General features: G+C 43.7%; 16 protein-coding genes and 1 pseudogene. 10 read left to right on the top strand and 7 right to left on the bottom strand.

From position 1 onward, the window contains the following. The first annotated feature begins 35 nt into the window (after positions 1-35). The 3 genes from tpiA to folE all read left to right on the top strand — a co-directional run bounded on the left by tpiA (position 36) and on the right by folE (position 2,038). Positions 36-791 (top strand): triose-phosphate isomerase, encoded by a 756-nt coding sequence (tpiA, locus tag HMPREF1536_RS11070; protein WP_028728257.1) that lies wholly within the window; start codon positions 36-38, stop codon positions 789-791. Positions 792-937: 146 nt separating this feature from the next. Then, complete coding sequence (locus HMPREF1536_RS11075; protein ID WP_028728258.1) at positions 938-1,441, top strand: cell division protein; 504 nt, start codon at positions 938-940, stop codon at positions 1,439-1,441. A gap of 3 nt (positions 1,442-1,444) precedes the next feature. Further along, entirely contained in the window at positions 1,445-2,038 is a 594-nt protein-coding gene (folE, locus tag HMPREF1536_RS11080; protein ID WP_028728259.1) for a GTP cyclohydrolase I FolE, read from the top strand. A gap of 150 nt (positions 2,039-2,188) precedes the next feature. On the opposite strand, the gene HMPREF1536_RS11085 is transcribed toward folE, so the two are convergent. Then, positions 2,189-4,552 carry an HzsA-related protein gene (locus HMPREF1536_RS11085; RefSeq protein WP_028728260.1) on the bottom strand — a complete coding sequence of 788 codons (2,364 nt, stop codon included), beginning with the start codon at positions 4,550-4,552 and terminating at the stop codon, positions 2,189-2,191. Positions 4,553-4,720: 168 nt separating this feature from the next. Between HMPREF1536_RS11085 and HMPREF1536_RS11090 the strand changes: the two genes are divergently transcribed. Both HMPREF1536_RS11090 and HMPREF1536_RS11095 read left to right on the top strand, forming a co-directional pair. Continuing rightward, on the top strand, positions 4,721-5,209 hold the full coding sequence (locus HMPREF1536_RS11090) for an RNA polymerase sigma factor (RefSeq protein WP_028728261.1): 489 nt from the start codon (positions 4,721-4,723) through the stop codon (positions 5,207-5,209). A gap of 12 nt (positions 5,210-5,221) precedes the next feature. Then, positions 5,222-5,806: a hypothetical protein gene (locus tag HMPREF1536_RS11095; RefSeq protein ID WP_028728262.1), complete on the top strand. Its 585-nt coding sequence runs from the start codon at positions 5,222-5,224 to the stop codon at positions 5,804-5,806. Here HMPREF1536_RS11095 and HMPREF1536_RS27075 read toward each other — a convergent pair. Continuing rightward, positions 5,803-5,913: pseudogene (locus tag HMPREF1536_RS27075) on the bottom strand (type II toxin-antitoxin system mRNA interferase toxin, RelE/StbE family); the annotation flags it as partial. The gene HMPREF1536_RS11095 and the pseudogene HMPREF1536_RS27075 overlap by 4 nt on opposite strands. Before the next feature lie 125 nt (positions 5,914-6,038). On the opposite strand from HMPREF1536_RS27075, the gene HMPREF1536_RS11100 reads away from it, so the two are divergent. From HMPREF1536_RS11100 to HMPREF1536_RS11120, 5 genes are all read left to right on the top strand, one after another. Beyond that, complete coding sequence (locus tag HMPREF1536_RS11100) at positions 6,039-8,240, top strand: outer membrane beta-barrel family protein (protein ID WP_028728263.1); 2,202 nt, start codon at positions 6,039-6,041, stop codon at positions 8,238-8,240. 21 nt (positions 8,241-8,261) lie between these two features. Beyond that, positions 8,262-9,284, top strand: a complete 1,023-nt coding sequence (locus tag HMPREF1536_RS11105; protein WP_028728264.1) for a sensor histidine kinase — start codon at positions 8,262-8,264, stop codon at positions 9,282-9,284. Next, entirely contained in the window at positions 9,281-9,976 is a 696-nt protein-coding gene (locus tag HMPREF1536_RS11110) for a LytR/AlgR family response regulator transcription factor (RefSeq protein WP_028728265.1), read from the top strand. Before HMPREF1536_RS11105 ends, HMPREF1536_RS11110 begins: the two co-directional genes overlap by 4 nt. Positions 9,977-10,054: 78 nt before the next feature. Continuing rightward, complete coding sequence (locus HMPREF1536_RS11115) at positions 10,055-10,729, top strand: porin family protein (RefSeq protein ID WP_028728266.1); 675 nt, start codon at positions 10,055-10,057, stop codon at positions 10,727-10,729. Between the two features lie 12 nt (positions 10,730-10,741). Beyond that, on the top strand, positions 10,742-11,230 hold the full coding sequence (locus tag HMPREF1536_RS11120) for a cupin domain-containing protein (protein ID WP_028728267.1): 489 nt from the start codon (positions 10,742-10,744) through the stop codon (positions 11,228-11,230). Between the two features lie 13 nt (positions 11,231-11,243). Here HMPREF1536_RS11120 and HMPREF1536_RS11125 read toward each other — a convergent pair whose 3' ends face one another. The 5 genes from HMPREF1536_RS11125 to HMPREF1536_RS11145 form a co-directional block, all read right to left on the bottom strand. Beyond that, positions 11,244-12,452 carry a hypothetical protein gene (locus HMPREF1536_RS11125; RefSeq protein WP_028728268.1) on the bottom strand — a complete coding sequence of 403 codons (1,209 nt, stop codon included), beginning with the start codon at positions 12,450-12,452 and terminating at the stop codon, positions 11,244-11,246. Between the two features lie 50 nt (positions 12,453-12,502). Further along, a complete protein-coding gene (locus HMPREF1536_RS11130; RefSeq protein WP_028728269.1) occupies positions 12,503-14,356 on the bottom strand; it encodes a DUF349 domain-containing protein in 1,854 nt (617 codons plus the stop codon). A gap of 233 nt (positions 14,357-14,589) precedes the next feature. Next, the gene (locus tag HMPREF1536_RS11135; protein ID WP_028728270.1) at positions 14,590-15,825 is read right to left on the bottom strand and encodes a sodium ion-translocating decarboxylase subunit beta; all 1,236 of its coding nucleotides are present in this window, start codon (positions 15,823-15,825) and stop codon (positions 14,590-14,592) included. Further along, positions 15,825-17,720, bottom strand: coding sequence for a biotin/lipoyl-containing protein (locus tag HMPREF1536_RS11140; protein WP_028728271.1), 1,896 nt, complete (start codon positions 17,718-17,720; stop codon positions 15,825-15,827). Before HMPREF1536_RS11140 ends, HMPREF1536_RS11135 begins: the two co-directional genes overlap by 1 nt. Before the next feature lie 17 nt (positions 17,721-17,737). Next, entirely contained in the window at positions 17,738-18,010 is a 273-nt protein-coding gene (locus HMPREF1536_RS11145; protein WP_028728272.1) for an OadG family protein, read from the bottom strand. Positions 18,011-18,750 lie beyond the last annotated feature (740 nt).

Consider the following 18,750-nt stretch of genomic DNA (forward strand, 5'->3'; position numbering starts at 1 on the left):
ATTTTATTGTATTTATATATTTAATTAATTAAGTCATGAGAAAGAATATTGTTGCAGGAAACTGGAAGATGAACACTACTCTTCAGGAAGGCCTGGAATTAGCAAAAGGATTAAACGAAGCCCTGAAAGGCAAAGCTATCAACTGTGATGTAATCATCGGTACTCCGTTCACTCACCTGGCAAGCATCGCTGCTGCTATCGATACAGATAAGATCGGTGTAGCTGCTGAAAACTGTGCAGATAAGGAAAAAGGTGCTTACACCGGTGAAGTTTCAGCTGCTATGGTTGCTTCAACAGGTGCTAAATATGTAATCCTCGGCCACTCTGAAAGACGTGCTTACTATCACGAAACTCCGGCTATCCTGAAAACTAAAGTTGAACTGGCTCTGGCTAACGGTCTGACTCCGATCTTCTGTATCGGTGAAGTATTGGAAGAAAGAGAAGCAGGCAAACACTTCGAAGTAGTAGACGCTCAGATCAAAGAATCATTGTTCGATCTTTCTGCTGAAGACTTCGGTAAGATCGTATTGGCTTACGAACCGGTTTGGGCTATCGGTACAGGCAAGACTGCTTCTGCAGAACAGGCTGAAGAAATCCACGCTCATATCCGTGCTACACTGGCTGCTAAATATGGCAACACAGTAGCTGACGATTGCACAATCCTGTATGGCGGTAGCGCAAATGCCGGTAACGCGAAGGAATTGTTCTCTAAACCGAACGTAGACGGTGGTCTGATCGGTGGTGCTTCTCTGGCTGTTGATAAGTTCATGCCTATCATCGAAGCATTTTAATGACATTATGAGTAGAGACCGTTCCCGTGCTTGACACGGGATCGCAAAGGAACGGACAGTGTCCTTTATTTGATGTCGCTGGTTCTTTTGCGGCCCCGTGTCAAGCACGGGGACAAGTCTCTCTTTTAAACAAAAAAACAATCACAATGAAGAATTCCCCTTGTATCGTTTTATTATTCATGTTGCTGGCCTGTGTGACCGGAGCGTCTGCACAGACAAGTGTCGACGGATCGGTTCAGACAATCTTCGATGATCTCCAGACATCGAAACCGGGTAAAGGCGAGGTGATAATCAACCAGTCGCAGGCTCTCCGGAATATGGTAGGAGTACGCTTGTCGGGTGAAAATGTGGAAAAGACGGATAGCACCGCTTTCCTGAAGATACAGGGGTTCCGGACACAGGTTTTCTCCGGTAATAACCAGCGCAAGTCGAAAGATGAAGCGTTTGATAAGGAAAAGCAGATCAAAGAACTTTTCCCGACTGTTCCGACTTATGTTACCTATACGGCACCGTTCTGGAAGTTGCGTGTAGGAGATTTCCGTTCACACGAAGAGGCTTATCACATGCAGCGCCTGCTGATGACGGCCTTCCCTTCGTTCGGAAAGGAAATGTATATTGTTAGAGAAGAAGTAAAGATCCCGTTGAATTAAGAAATGATAGAAGAAATAAACGACAAGACCTTGGCGGCACGTGAGGAACTGGCTGGCCATTACAAAGGAATACTCAATCTGTTAGGTGAAGATGCCGAACGTGAAGGCCTGCTTAAGACGCCGGAGCGCGTAGCAAAGGCTATGCAGTTTTTAACCAAAGGATATAACGAAGACCCTGCAAAGGTATTGGCTTCCGCCATGTTTCAGGAAGAAGATTACAAGCAGATGGTTATTGTGAAAGATATTGATTTCTTCTCTCTTTGCGAGCATCACATGCTTCCCTTCTTCGGTAAGGCACATGTCGCTTATATTCCTAAGAAATATATTACGGGACTCAGCAAGATACCCCGCGTGGTGGATATCTTCGCCCGCCGCCTGCAGATACAGGAACGCCTGACAATGCAGATCAAAGATTGTATCCAGCAGACACTCGATCCACTGGGCGTTATGGTCGTGATCGAAGCACAGCACATGTGCATGCAGATGCGTGGTGTGGAAAAGCAGAATTCCCTGACTACAACTTCCGATTTCACAGGCTTCTTCCAGCAGGCAAAGACCCGCGAGGAGTTTATGAACCTGATCAAGAACAACAGATAGTCAGCTCTCTTCCCCATTTGTTGCTTTCCCTGTGTAATTAGTTATGCAGGGAAGTTTTGTGCCATGCGGTCTGCACATTTGTGCCACAGGCAGCGCACAAGTGTGCCACTTATAGTGCACTTTTGTGCCATAAGTGAGGCACTTGTCTTCTTATTTGTCGTACACTTTGCCTTGTTCGCTGATGACCGTGCAGTTCTGCTGTTCCACCTTTAGCCGTTCGGCGTATTTGCGGAGTTGTGCCTTGTGACGCTCGCAAGGAACAAGGTCTTTTTCGATATCCCCCCGCGGAGTGGCTTTCAACCGCTTCTGTCCGGTACGGATGATTTCTAAGGCACGGGAATATTTCTGTTTATCATTCCGTATACCGTCCAGGCAGGGACTTACTTCGGGACGGTCGAAAGAGATTTGTGCGGTCAGCTTTCGTCCGTGGTGGTTCAGATCCCAGATATTTATATTGGTTAGTTGTTTCAACTCTTCTATCTCGTGGTTAAAGAGCGGGCTTCGTCCGGCCAGTGTAGAGTCGAATGCGGACTCGTAGACCGGATAATAAACGCCGTTCAGATCCATCCAGGTGTAAAGGACTTCCTTGTCTTTGGGAGACAGTTTGACGCCATGATGATCTCCGTCTATCACTTTGGTCAGCTTGCTGACATGCGATCCCCAGGTGTACGGTTCCTGTATCGGAGCCGGGCCACCGCCTATCAGCGTGATCTCTTTCTTTACGTATAGGTTGACATAGGCTGCGTTGAAGAACGGGTTCTTGTCTTTTGCCAGTACGAGTTTTTCCCGGTTCTTCGGGTCGAAGTCGTGGCAACGTACGCAGCTCTTATCGAGGATCGGCTGTACCTGTTCCATGAAGGAGAAGTTCTTCGGGGCTTTCCCCATCCAGCCGTTTAGCTTGGCCGGGGCTTTCTTCAGGGCCAACGGTGTCGTACCCATCGCGCTCGGAATGCTCAGGCGGTCTTCATGGCAGCCGATGCAACCGTTTACCTCGCCCGACATGACCATCGTGCCGCTTCGCATGGACTGGATCATTTTCTTATCCTTATCTAGCAACTGGAAGTAGACGAAGGTGCCGGAAGGAACTTCGAAGTTGGCAGAGCCGTCGGCTTCTACCGGTACTTCTCCCAGGATACGTTTGTTCTCGAAGCTATGCCAGTTTACGGCGGGAGCCTGTTCGCCTTGTCCGCCCCAGCCACTCTGTGTCCAGGTTCTTTTCTCCGGAGACTCGATGATACGCAGATATTTTACGGTGCCGGGAGTTACGCCTTTCATATGTGTGCCGTGGTAAACGTTCTGTACGTAGAACGTGCCTTTCTTATCCGTATAGTTCCTGTTGGAAGGGATTGCATGCGGTTTGGGGCGTGGCTCGATGATCATCGGGTCGAAAAGGCTTCTGTTTCCTTCAAGGAGCAACTCTTGTGTGCCGTCGCGGCCAACCAGGTAGATACCTGATTTAGAGTCCAGGTGCATCCATCCGCCGGGCTTTGTCCAGATCGTGCGTGAGGTGAGGAAGAAGTTTTCGTTCAGCGGATAAGGATCTTCAAAGAAGTATTCGATCCATTTGAAAGAGTCCAGGTCGCCTTTATCTACCAGTTTCAGGCTTTCTTCCGGCCATATTTGCAGGACAGGTTCTACACCGTCCACTCCTTTTTTCCTGTCGATAATAGCCAGTGCACCCCAGGGGCGGTCATGGCAGGAACCGAAGATACAGATCACCTGGTCGGTTCCGGGGATCTGGCGGGCATCGATTACTCCGCCCGGCGATTGGGTATTGTTACCGTAATAGATGGAATGCTTTGTCCCGTCCGGATTTACCGTCCATAAGCCTTGCGCATCACCGAAGTTACGGTCTACGTATTCCCAGCGGTCGTACAGGATGCGTCCGTCGCTCAGCAGAGAGGAATGTCCTTCAAACAGCGTACTGACACCGATCTGTGTAATGTTGGCACCATCTGCTTCCATCCGGTAGAGGTTACACATGATATGGCGGTTGCACATGCAATATTTCGGTTGGCGGGTGGAGCTGAATACAATGCCGCCGTCGGGCAGATAAAGCGGGTCGATATCTGATATCCCTTCCGCAAACGTAAGCTGTTTCATGCCGCTTCCGTCTGTATTCATCTCATAGATATGGTAGAAATCGTCCTTATTCTTTCGCATGGAGAAGATGATCTTTTTCCCGTCGAAAGACAGTTCGGGATCACGTATCACGCCGTCTTTCAGTTCTATCAGTGTGGTAATATTTCCGGTGTTGACGTCATAGATACGCATGGCTCCTCCCGGGCAGAAACTACTCTCGTTGATCTCTCCCTTCTGGAATAGGGTCGCTGTGTTGTGATGGTCGGGTGCATACTGTTCCCGCTCGATATACAATATTTGCTTACCGGCCAGTTGTTCTTTTGCTTTTGGGGTCAGTGTAATTGTCTTGGGAATCATTTGCTGGGCGGGGAGCTGTATATTTCCACCATATACAACTGCCAGGAGTATAAAGATTAGCTTGTAGTTTTTCATATGCTACGTCTTTGAATGTGTAATAGATTGGTCTACTTATCGATAAGGACAAAAATAGCCCTTTTGCAGTAATCAACTTTATTTATTTTGTTAATTTTCCTTCCTTTACTGTAATTATCCGATTTCTTTGACGACTGATATAGTAAATAATACGATAGAGCAAGCTTAATGAATGCACAACAACAAGAGAAGGAGTTTATAGAACTTGTAGAGGAATACAAACAAGTGATATATAAGGTATGCTATATCTACGCTACCGATCCGGACAATCTGAACGACTTGTATCAGGAAGTCGTGATCAACCTATGGAAAGCTTTTCCCCGCTTCCGGGGCGAGTGTAAGGCTTCGACCTGGGTGTATCGCATCGGACTGAACACTTGTATTTCCTTTTTCCGTAAATCCAAATCACGGCCGGAAGTGGTACCTATCTCGGTCGACCTGGAAGCGGTGGCAGAGGAAGAAGATAAAACGGCTCAACTTCATGAGCTCTACCGGATGATCAATTGCCTGGGACGTTTGGAGCGTGCCTTGATCCTGCTCTGGCTGGAAGAAAGAAGTTATCAGGAAATGGCGGATATCACCGGTATATCACGTAATAATGTGGCCGTTAAACTCAATCGTATTAAAGAGAAACTGAAACAGATGTCGAACGAATAAAAAAACAGCTTTATGGACTTGAATGAATTGAAAGCGAACTGGAATATATTAAATGAACGTTTGCAAAAGAATGAAATATTGAATAGGAGGATTGTTAAAGATATGATCACCGGCTGTATATTAACGGCTAGGGAACGTTTGATGTGGAAGATTATAATCGGATATTGTATATATTTTGTTTGTATACTGCTGACAGTCTTCAGTCCTTTCTTATTTGGAACTCCGTTGTTTATGGCCTGTTGCTTGGTCGGCTTCATGGTTGCTATCATATTAGGGGGATTGCCGGCTTTTATTACTTTTTACGGATTTAGTGTGGAGAAGCCGTTGACGGACTCTTTCCGGCGATTATTATTATATCAGAAATTTATGAGATTGGGCTATCCTGTTATTGTCATATCAGGCTTGGTTTTGATGACAGTTCTCTTTTCTTCGTATGGGAAATTTGGTGCGAACAGAATAACTTTTATCTTTATTTCAGCATCTGTTATAGCGCTTGTAGGTAGTTTTATCGAGTATCGATGGGATTCATCGAAGGTGGAAGCAATGAAAAAAGGGTTGGAAGAATTACAGGAGTTTGAGGAAGAGGAAACTGTTTAGAATAAATCTGCATGTGTCCCCGTATCGGTCATGATCAAGATCAATTCCGTATCATTTTGTTGCCATATCAGAAGCCAGTCGCTTTTGATATGGTACTCCCATAGACCGGAGATTGTTTGGTCGTATCCATATTTAAGAATAATAAACCATTCGTCAACGAACTCCTGTCGTTTGTCACAATAATTTCCCGGGGAGTTTCTGCTTATTTACTTTTGAAACAAAAACAAAAGATATGGGCGGAAGTAAATTTCTTTTAATCGCATTACTGTTGGCTTTTTATGTGAGTGATGTCTTTGCACAGTTCATCATGCCGGATACCATTCCCGATCAAGATATCGAGGAGGTTGTAGTGGTTGCCAAGTTGCCGGAACTGGAGATAAAGGCGGATAAAATGACGTATCATCTGGATGCATCCGTCGTACGTAAACAAGGCAGCCTGTATGAGGTACTCGAAACGCTCCCCGGAGTGGTTGTTAATAAGGATGGTTCTATCTATATGAACGGGAAAAGCGGTATCAATGTCCTGATAGATGGAAAACAAACCTATCTTTCCGGACAGGAACTGGTGAATCTGCTTAAGGCTACCCCGGCATCCACGGCTGACAAGATAGATCTGATCACCCACCCATCCGCCCGCTATGATGCCAGCGGTAACTCCGGTCTGATCGATATCCATACGAAAAAGATTAAGCTTCAGGGATTGAATCTCTCGGTAAACGGTGGATTTTCACAAGGTATACGAAGCAAAGGAAACGGTAGCTTTTCTTTAAACAGGCGGAACGGTAAGTTTAATTTTTACCTGACATATTCTTTTTACCAGGGAAACGATCAGCATGATCTGGAAATAAATCGTTTGTATTCCAGTGAGTTAACGGGGTTGGCTTCTGATCTGAAGCTGTATCAGTATTCTTATAGTGAATCCCCTTATGCCTCTCATTATTATCGGGCAGGTGTAGACTTCTATCTCTCCCCTCAAACGACAATCGGTGTTTCAACCAATGGAAATATTTTTCATGGGGAGAACGAAGGTGATATGGACTCTTCTTTTTCCCTGTATCCACGGACTGCTCCGGATTCGACGGCACATACGTTAAACCTGAATGACAGGCATAAGATCAATTTTTCCGGCGGGATCAGTTTGACGCATCGGTTTGATTCCGTTGGCAAAGTGCTGGATGCCTCATTCGACTACCTGAACTTTCATTCAGATGAAGATCAATTCATATATAACTCTTTCCGCAATCTGATCAATCAGATTGAAAGACAAGACTCCATGCGGGGAGATATCAAAGGAAACATAAACCTGTATGCCGGACAGATCAACATGAAATTCCCGTTTGAAAATGGTTGGGTATTGAATGCCGGCGTTAAATCGTCATATGTTTCCATTGATAACGAAGCCCTGTATGCAAACCGTATACAGAATGCATGGAGTAGCAATGAGGGATTGACCCAGGGCTTCTCTTATAAAGAAAATATCAATGCCGCTTATATAGAAGGGAATGCCCGGTTGGGTGAATTATCCGTACAAGCCGGCCTTCGCCTGGAAAATACTAGATATAAAGGGCGTCAAACAGCTGTAGCCTGCGATTCTTCGTTTTCCGATCATAGTATAGATTTGTTTCCGACCGTATTACTGGAATACGCTTTAGGAGAAAATAAATTATCCCTGTTCTACGGAAAACGTATCAACCGTCCCAACTACGGCGACTTGAATCCGTCGACTTATATATTTGATAATTACACTTATGAACGGGGCAATACATTGTTAAAGCCGGAAAAGACGGACAATCTGGAGCTTTCCTATGCGTTTAAAGATTTGTTCAAGGCCGCTTTTCTGTTTTCTTATACCAGTAAAGCAATGGTGAAAAGTTATATCGTAGAGGAGAATAAACGGGTTTTTGTTACTCCTCTCAATCTGAATCGGGCCATCTCGTTAGGCCCGCGTGTGAATACAGGAATACTTTCGCCGGTTTCTTTCTGGAATTTGAGTGCCAATGCAGCATTTGTCTACAACCGTTATCAATGGTCGGAGGAATTATCCAATAAAGTAAATGAAGACTGTACCTGGATCGCTGGATTAAATAATCAGTTTAGCTTCAGTAAAGGATGGAGTGCCGAGCTATCCGGTTATTATAATGGAAGAATGGCGGCGGGACAGGCCACGATCAGCCCTGTCTGGCAGGTAAACTGCGGAATACAGAAGAGTATCCTGAAAAATAAGGCTACCGTCAGTTTGTTTGCACGGGATATTTTCCATTCTTATCGATACAATATGGAACTGACAGTGCCGGGGCAACGGGCTTTTACCAAAGAACGGTATGATAACACCCTTGTCGGCGTATCTTTCTTCTGGCGCTTCAGCAAAGGGTATGAAACGAAAGAATCCGGTCGGAAAAGTGATATAGATCAGAGTAAAAGAATAAATTTGTAAGAATAAAATAAATAAAAGGATATGAAGCCATTTTCCCGTTGGATATCTCCGCTGATCCTGGGTGTTGTCATGTTTAACACCATCCGGTTAGTGACTGATTTACCTGCACATAATCCATTTTGGGCAGACTCGGTTCCTTTTCATATGCTGGCATTATTAGTGTCGGTATTGATGAGTTATGGATTTGACTTTCAGGGTCGTTACTATATGGAAAAAGTCCGGGCCAAAAACATTTCAGTCACATTGGAGTATTCTATATTGCTGGTGTTTTTGTTTTTGGGTGTAAATCTGATATTGTATCTGGGTGATTACATTGGTATTTTATATCTGGGTGATAAGGTTGCCGATTATGTGATAGCGGATGTCGTTTGTATATTATATTTCTTTCTGTATTATATCATCATTCGTAATGATAAACTGGAAAAGGAGTATAATCAGCAATCTTTACAGTTGGAAAAGATAAAGGTCGATCAACTCGAAATCGAACTTAAATTTCTTCGGGCGCAATATCATCCCCATTTCCTTTTTAATGCATTGAATACAGTCTATTTTCAGATTGACGAGAAGAATACGATGCCGCGTCATACATTGGAAATGTTGTCGGACTTGTTGCGTTATCAATTATATGGAGGAAATAAGAAAGTACCGATTCAAAAAGAGATCGATTACCTGAAAACATATATGAATTTTCAACGTTTGCGTATGAGTAAACGCTTGATTCTTAATATCCATATATCAGAGGAGTTGAAAGAACAGAAGATTTATCCGTTACTTTTCCTTCCGTTGATTGAGAATGCATTTAAATATGTAGGTGGTGATTATCATATTGATCTGGATATGTCGTGGAATAAAGAGAGAATCCTATTTACTATATTTAATTCCAAACCGCCGTATGCAGAAAAAGAGTTGCCACGAAAAGGAATCGGTTTGGAGAATCTAAGAAGAAGATTGACTCTTTTGTATCCTGAGAAGTATAGTCTGGACATAGAGGATGATCCGGATCATTTTGTGGCAAAGTTAATGATTGAAATAGAAAGCGTATGAAAATAAAATGTATAATTACCGACGATGAACCGGTAGCCCGCGAAGGATTGCAGTCGTATGTGGAGAAAGTGGATTTCCTGGCATTGACAGGTGTGTGTGAAGATGCTATCCAACTGAATACTTTGTTAAAGACTGAGCAGCCGGATTTACTTTTTCTGGATATAGAGATGCCTTATTTATCCGGTTTGGATTTATTGGCTACCCTGTCTAATCCCCCTAAAGTCATTATTACATCCGCTTACGAGCAATATGCCCTGAAAGGCTATGAGTTGGATGTGACTGATTATTTATTGAAGCCGATCTCTTTCGAACGTTTTCTGAAAGCGGTAAATAAGGTGCATGACCTTTTACAGAAAGAAACAGCCCCTGCAGCAGAGGAATTTCTTTTTGTCAAGAGCGATAAACAGATGAAAAAGGTTTTTTTGAAGGATATTCTTTTTATTGAGGGATTAGAGAACTATATTTGTATTTATACTGCTTCGGATAAGATTCTGGTTCACTCGACAATGAAAAATATATATAATTCTTTGCCGGAAAGTGATTTTATCCAGACTCATCGGTCTTTTATAGTCAATATCCATCACGTCAGCCTGATCGAAGGTAACATATTGAATATTGCAGGCCATGAAATACCCATTGCGCGTAATTATCGGGAGACGGTTTTGGCCCGTATAATAAAAAATCCCCTGTAGTTGTCCTAAATATCCCCGGTTGATATACGAAACTCTTTCTGCTGTCGTTTAAGTATCATAACAAATTAAATACAAGTTATGAAAAAGAAGAGTTGTGTGTGGTTAGTGTGTGCTTTGTTATGTGTTACTGTCATGGGGAAAGCACAGGTGTTTACGTTGGAAAATGGATTTGGTATTTCTTCTATGCGCTACAAAGGTATTGGTCAAGCGCTGGATAAAATACATCCTTATCATGTCTCATTGGGTATGCAATATCTGGATAAGGGTTGGTTTAACTTATCAAGTAATGTTGGTTATTTGAGGAGAGGAGAACGGGATAAGGAGGATCCGACAAGCGTATGGGCGGGAAGCTATCAGGTCATAGGAATAAATCTCCATTATCTGACGTTAAATACAACTTTTGATTTGAAGAAAATGAGTCGTGATGGTTATACCTGTTATATAGGTGTAGGGCCCAGAATTGATTTTCTGTTAAAATCATCAGTTGATCTTTATGCTAGTGATAATGACTATTCTAAACGAACAATAGATGGATATCATTCTGTTTTATTCGGTTTGAAATGTGTAGGAGGTATCCGGAAGGATTTTGGTTGTATGCAAATCGGACTTAATTTCGCTTATTTACCAAGTTTCACTCGTTTAAATCCGGTTACTCGCGATAGAACATTTACTTTTGGCTTATCTTTGGGGTATAAACTGGGTGCGGGTAAAGAAAAGGCGGAAACTATTCGTTCCGTTCGCCGGCATAAATAATTAAATAAGCAAATGGATCTTGGTAAACAAGCTGCTTTTTGGATTGAGAAACTAAAAATGTCTCCACATCCCGAAGGCGGTTACTTTAAAGAAGAATATCGTCCGGCTACCTGGAAGCCGATAGCCGGATATCCGGCTGACCGGAGGGCGTTGACAACGATCTATTATCTGTTGGAAGATATGGATTATTCTGCCTTTCATCGGATAAAATCTCCGGAAAGCTGGTTTTTTCATAAAGGGGAACCTTTGCTGATCTTTTCTTTTGAAGAAGGACAACTCGTTTGTCGTGAGTTGTCAGATCGGGAAAGCGGACAATTGCAGGTTACGATTGAGCCGGAGACCTGGTTCGCTGCCCGGTTAAAAGAGCCGGAAGGCTTTGCCCTGGTGAGTTGTGCCGTAGCTCCCGGATTTGAATATAAAGACTTCGAACTGGCTCGAAAAGAAATCTTGATAGACTTGTTCCCTTTGGATAAAGATATAATCGATCAGTTATGTAGATAGGAAAAGCTCCTATCTACATAACTAATATATAAGCCCTGTAACGCGTCTCTTTCGTGACCGGGCATAATGATAAATATCCTTCTTTTATTTTTCCATCCTCTATTATCAGCGGATAAGTTTCTTTCATGAAACGATGCCGTTCGTATGTTTCACCTTCCTTACTCTCGTAGGTGACATGGAAGTCTCCGACTGCTGAAGGAGCAAGATATTTCTGGCTGAGGCGGAGAGCTACCATTCCCATTGTATAACGCATATTGATCTCTATGCAGGGGTGGATAGCATAAGCACCTTTGGTAGTCTTATAAACGATCATATCTACTCCCAGATATCCCCGGTAGATATTCCCGTAGAAGCTTTTTAATGCATCAGTGACAGCCGTTTGTATTTGATTGTAAACCTCTTCTCCGACCCGCAGGGTGATCTGTCTGCGTAAATATTCCTGATTACCCAGCATATTACCGGAATAACTGCCCTGTTGCTCCGTGCCGAAAACCGAAATACCTTCGTAGGTAACATTTCCTTCTCCGTCGGAATAGAATTCCATTGCGAAATCCTGTACCTTGTCCAAGCCGCATTCGATGCTGACAGTGCCTTGTTTGTTGATCGCCCCTTCTATCCATGTACGGTCTTTGGTGGTTAGTTTGCGTTCGGGTATCCAGTGCAAACCACGTCCGGATGAAGAATAGGGCGTTTTTAATACAAAAGGAGCATTTTGTAGGATAAGGTATTTCTCCACTTCCCTGATCTTTTTACAGAACCGGGGTGCAACGGGTATCTGTAAATCCGGCAATTGCTGACGGATCAGTTCGAGACATTCGGCTGCTGTCTGGCGGCCGGTCAATTTGAAATAGTCTTCTTTCCAGGAAGGGACAGATAAATTCAACCCGCAATTCTTCTTTAATTCATCAAACAGATGCAGGCTATGGGGAGATAATCCCCACGGAGCAGCAACCATTTCCGGTAAGGAAGCCCCTTTCTGCTTAAGTTCCTTTCTGGAGATAAGCGTAGCGAATGGCCTGAACTCTTTAGGCTGTAAAGAGAAAAAGCGGGGAGAAGTGATCTCTTCCGTAAAAACAAAATCATCACTGTCGGCATACCAAACAGGGAGATATGATAATTCTTTTATCATCCTCTGTACATTGGCAGGCGGAGTATAGTTTTCCGACCCCAGTAAAACTGCGGTTTCATGTCCCGGATTAAAATAGTGTATTTGAGATATCATAAGTCTAGAAACAGCGAAGCCGTCTGTTTGGGAGACGGCTTCGTTTTTATTTATTCGAGATTTTCATCTATCGCATCGATTTTTTTGATAATGAGCGCCATCTCATCTTTCAGCTTTTCGATCTTGCGTTCCATTTCTTTGACAAGACCACCACCGCCTTTCGACGAGATACTGAGGAAGCCGATATTGTTTTCGTAAGTCTGTAATTCGTTCTTCATGCGTTCAAACATTCTCATCAGCTTTTCACGTTCACCGTAGAGCTTGCCTTTTCCGCGTTCGCCACCGGCCATATCGCTCAGGTTGCTACGGAAACTTTGCATCTTACGGTCGCTCTGATCTACTTTCAGACGGTCGAACTGACTGTCTACCGCTTCGTGATATTCTTTATAGATCTTATCTTTTTCCTTGAAAGGAACATGACCGATTCCATTCCATTCAGCCATCATCGCTTTCAGTTCGATCATTGCATCCTCTGCAGCCAGCGCTTCATCCAAGTTTTTGATCTTTTCGATCAATTCTTTCTTCGCTGCCAAGTTAGTCTGTTCTACGCTCTTCTGAGAAGAAACATTCTTGTTCTTTTGTTCGAAGAAATAGTCGCAGGCAGAAATGAAACGTTTCCAAACGGCGTCCGAATGCTTGCGGGCAACTGAGCCGATTGTTTTCCATTCTTTCTGAAGTGCGATCATCTTTTCAGTAGTGCTCTTCCATTCTGTGCTGTCCTTCAAAGCTTCTGCTTTTTCGCATAAAGCCTTTTTCAGCTCCAGATTCTTCTCCATATCTTCTTTGATACTCTTGTAGAAGGCACTTTTCCTATTGAAATAAACGTCGCATGCAGCACGGAAACGTTCAAATATCTTTACATTCGATTTTTTCGGAGCGAAACCGATTGTTTTCCATTTTTCCTGCAAAGCAATCACTTCCTTGTTTTTATCTTCCCAATCTTTGAACGTTTTCAAAGCATCGAAGTCGATACCTTCAATTTCTTCGCAGATCGCAGTCTTTGCTGTCAGGTTTTCCTGTTCTTTCGATTTCAGCGATTCGAAATGTTCCTGATGGCGTTTGTTGATCACTGTAGAAGCCGCTTTGAAACGTGTCCAGAGTTCTTCACGCAGTTCTTTAGCCACCGGGCCGATCTCGCGCCATTGCTGGTGCAGCTTCTGCAACTGATGGAACGCGGATACTACATCCGGTTCAGTTTGCAGTTTTTCAACTGTTTCGCATAAGGCGGTTTTCATTTCCAGATTCTTCTTGAAGTCATAATCACGGAACTGGTTATTGATCTTGATTATGTCGTAGAATCTTTCGCTGTAAGTCTGATAGTTTTTCCACAGTTCATTGGCATGTTCCTGTGGCACGGCTTTAACCTCTTTCCATCTCTGCTGGATATCCTTAAAGTCGTTGTATAGTTTATTGAAGTCGTCCTGACTTTCGGTCAGCGCTTTCAATTGATCGATCAATTGGAGTTTCAGTGCGTAGTTAGCGGCTTTCACACGATCTTCTTCTGCCATGATTGCAGCTCTTTTTTCTTTGTAAACAGCCAGCAATTCTTTCAGTTTGTTTTCGTCTTCATCTTCAGGTACTACGAAATCCTTTTCTTCTCCTTCGTTTTCGAGGAATGCTTTTTTCAATTCTTCAACTTCGGCTCTATGGATTTTATAGAATGCCTGCTTCAACGATTCTACTTCGTTGCGCGTTGCTTCGGCAGCAGCATTTACCAGTTCGGTCAACTTTTCCAGAATTTCTTCTTTTGATAATTTACCGACCGCATTCGCAGTTGCTTCTTCCACTGTTTCGGTTACTTCAACTTCAGCCGCAGTGTTTTCCGGAGTCACTTCCGGAGCTTTAGTTTCTTCTAATTTGCCAGTTTCTTCAACCGGTAAATTAGTTTCATGAGTGTCATTCATATTCAATCACATTTAAGAAAAGGATAAATACATTCCTATATCAAGTCACAAATTAAAGTAATTATTTTTGGATTACAGCATTTGAGAGCGATTTATTTATTAGAAAAGGTTAATAAACTTGCAGAAAGGCTGTAATAACCTGTACCGGCAGGCCGTTGCAGGTGTTAAATAGAAAATCCTGTAATTGGTATTGAGCCGATTACAGGATTTTTTTATTGTTGATTTATCAATCTTTATCCAAGAAACGAGATCAATACACCTGCTGCTACGGCAGAACCGATCACACCGGAGATGTTGCTCGCCATACAATACTGAAGTACGTGATTCTTCGGATCATATTTCAAGGCAATATCGTTGGCAACACGTGAGGCCATCGGTACGGCGCTCAGTCCGGTTGCACCGATAAGCGGGTTGATTTTCTTCTTGGTGAACAGGTTGAACAGTTTCACGAAGAAGATACCGCCGGCGATAGACAAAGCAAATGCCAGGAAGCCGCCGATCACGATGCCGATTGTCGTCATGTTCAGGAAAGCTTCGGCTGTCATAGTCGCTCCGACCGATAACCCCAGGAATATCGTAGCGGCATTCATAATGCTGTTTGATGCCGCATCGTATAGGCGGAATGTATTTGTTCCGATCTCTTTTACCAGGTTACCGAACATCAACATACCGATCAGGGGAACCGCACTCGGAACAAACAAGGCCACGACTGTCGTAACAACGATCGGGAAAATGATTTTCAGCACCTGCATGTTCTTGATTTCCGTAGTGGACGGATACTTTTTCTCCTGCTCCTTCATATTGATGCAAAGCTCTTTCTTCGAACACAATGCTTTAACTACCAAGGGGATAATGACCGGAACGAGTGCCATGTAAGAATACGCGGCAATAGCGATCGGTCCCAACAGGTGCGGAGCCAGCTTGATCGTTGTAAAGATCGCGGTAGGGCCATCGGCACCACCGATAATACCCAGGGAAGCAGCCTCTTTCGGAGTAAAGCCCATCAGGATAGCCACTAATAATACAGTGAAGATACCCAACTGGGCAGCCGCACCGAAAATAGACAGGCGCAGATTACGGAGCATCGGCCCGAAGTCGGTCAAAGCTCCCACGCCCATAAAGATAATAGGCGGAAGAAATCCGGTCTTGATCAACATGTAGTAGATGAAGTTCATTATCCCCAGTTCGTGCGCAATATCGTGTAAAGGCATTTCCCAGATATTTTTCATCACTCCGTGTACATTGATCAGCCCGTTCTCGTCTGCCTGGATCACACCCATATCACCTCCCGGGAAGTTGGCGAGCAAAACCCCGAAAGCGATAGGAACAAGCAGCAAAGGCTCATATTGTTTCTTGATACCAAGATAAAGCAATATGAAAGCGATTGCATACATGACCAGGAACTGCGGTTCAGCAATGATGTTGCTGAACGCAGTCATATCGTACAGATTTTGAAAGATCTCGTTCATTACTGTATCGTCATTAATACATCATCTTCAGAAACTGTGTCACCTGCCGCATAATTGATGGAAGTAACTGTTCCGCTGAATTCCGAACGTACGGCATTGTATGTTTTCATCGCTTCTACGTAACAAAGCACATCCCCTTCCTTCACAACGTCACCCACTTTTACCGGTGCGTCCGATGCATTTTTCACAAGGAAGAATTTACCTTCCAGCGGTGAAAGGATCTCGTTGCCAGCTCCGGCAGGTGCGGGAGTTGCGGTTGGTTGGGTTGCCGGTTGGGCAGGAGCTGCTGCGGGGGCAGTATTCGCTGTTTCTCCGAAGGCCACGGTTACGCGGTAAGGTTGCCCGTCTACGTCTACGGTTAGTATCTGCGGAGTGGTAGGCAGGGCAGAAGCTGTAGCGGTAGCCGGAACAGCCGGTGCGCTCTTCTCGTGCAGATCCGCTTTCTTTTTAGCCACATCGGCCAGGAATTCAACTTTCGCTTTTCCTGAACGGTAGGCTTCGTACTGTGCCGGGTGCATGGCATATTCGAACAATTCTTCGTCGTCTTCGCCTGTTTCCCATTGCTTTTCGTTCATTATCTTACGATACTTGTCGAGCGCATCGGGATAGTTATCCTGCGGATTGCCGGTAAAGAATTCTCGTCCTTCGGCTTTTGCTTTTTCGATGATTTCCGGTGCAAGTGTTCCCGGCAGCCTTCCAGCCTTTCCGAGAAGCATATCCCAGATATCATCCGCGATCATACTCCAGCGAGCTTTCCCTTTTTCCATCTGCATCACATTCATCAGGGCCAGATTCTTAACATACTGGCTGAACGGCGTTACCAGTGGGGGATAACCGACGCGCGGCCATACATAAGCTACTTCGTCGAATAATTTGATCAGCAACTGGTCTTGCGACATCAGAGGCTTATTGTTCTTTATATTGCTTTTGTTGATAGACTCCAGATTCTTTTCCAGGTCGGACATCAGGCTACCCATCATACCGCCGGGAAGTCCGGGGCCGATCAGCAGGGAGTTCATCAAGCGGTTTTTCGGGCTGATATACAATCCTAAGAAGTCATCCATGAATTCCTGGATCATGCTGCGTACTTTCATATATGCTTCCATATTGATCTCCGGTACTTTATAACCGGCATCTTTCAACATGGCCTGTACGGTCAGCAGGTCGGCATGGCCTGTACCCCATGAAAGCGGCTCCATACCTACGTCGATATAATCGCAACCGGCATTACAAACTTCCAGGATGGAAGCTACGTTAAATCCGGGGCCTGCATGGCTATGATACTGGATAGGTATTTCCGGGTGTTTCGCTTTGATGTTGGCAACGATTTGTCCCAATGAATAGGGACGACCGATACCGGCCATATCTTTGATACAGATCTCGTCGGCTCCCAACTCGATCAGCTCCATGGCCATTTTTGTGTAATATTCGACCGTGTGAATCGGTGAGTGGGTAATACACAATGAACATTGGGAGATCATGCCTGCTTCTTTTGCATATTTAATAGAAGGGGCAATGTTGCGTACGTCGTTCAACCCGCAGAAAGTACGGGTGATATCTGTACCCTGCGCTTTCTTTACTTTGTAGAAAAGCTGGCGGACATCGGCCGGAACCGGGCTCATGCGAAGTCCGTTCAGGGCACGGTCAAGCATGTGTGTCTGGATACCTGCATCATGGAATGGCTTCGTCCATTCGCGTACGGCTTTATTAGGATTTTCTCCGAATAGTAAATTAACTTGCTCGAATCCTCCTCCATTGGTTTCAACACGGGCAAAACAGCCCATCTCTACAATAGCGGGGGCAACTCTGGTTAGTTGGTCTACTCTGGGGACATATTTTCCGGCAGATTGCCACATGTCTCTAAAGACCAAACTGAATTTGATTTCTCTTTTCATGATATTTTATGCTAGTATTATATTTTTTCAATTTTGGTAACCTTTCCTTGTCCACCGGTTACCATGCTCACAGCGGCTACAATAGCGGCCGTTGTTTTACCGGATATATTTCCGGCTTGTGCCGCGGTGGTTCGTACTGCTGCTTGTTTTTTTACGACGACTTCTTCAGGTGCGTATTTGTTTACCAGTGCGATTAATCCTTTTCCGAGGTTGATAACGATCAAAAGAATTGCAAAAACCGTGGTCATTCCGACTACCATTAACAAAAGTCCAGTTTCTATGTTTTCCATATCTAATATTTATGACAATAAGTGTTGTGGGAAGCGATCAAAACAATCTCCGCCAAGTTATAAATTGCATGCAAAAATAACAAAATCTCGCAAATCTTTGTGTTGTAGGACTATAAAAAAAGTGAAAGAATAGAAGATATGTTCTTTTGAATGTTTGGTTTCGTAGGATTAATGTGGGTTTTTGTGATAAATAGTTATTTTTATGAGATGAAGTTTCTGAAACGCTTCTGTCCAGCGTCGAATTGCTCCGGGATATTGCGAAACAATGCTGTGAAGAGAGGATTAAAGTATATGAGACAAAGAAAAGATAATATTTACGCTTTTGAGGTTTAATTGTTGGAGGTTGTGGGTCTAACAAAATGAAGTGATATAGAGCGTTTTTTTGAGTAAAAAGATTCTATATATCGGTTTCTTGTGGCGTATGTATTCTGTCAAATCGATGTTGTAGAATATTTCAAAATACAATATTTAACAATTTTATCCGGATATACATCTTTCACGATTCGTTTTAAACGAATTTTCAACTCGTTTAAAACGAAATTTTTTTCATTTGAAGCGAAATGAAATTTTGTCTTAGATGAAAAATATGTTAATAGCTGTTGCTTATCGCCTTTTTTGAGGCTTTTTTGTGCGGGAAAGGCATGTTGAATAACATTTTTATTTTCTGTAGCAAGGTGAATATACGTCATGGATGAAAGATCGTATTGATGGTATGTTCGGGTAATCTGCGACTAGCTGCT

The sequence above is a fragment of the Parabacteroides gordonii MS-1 = DSM 23371 genome, from assembly GCF_000969825.1.
In the GTDB taxonomy this organism is placed as follows: domain Bacteria; phylum Bacteroidota; class Bacteroidia; order Bacteroidales; family Tannerellaceae; genus Parabacteroides; species Parabacteroides gordonii.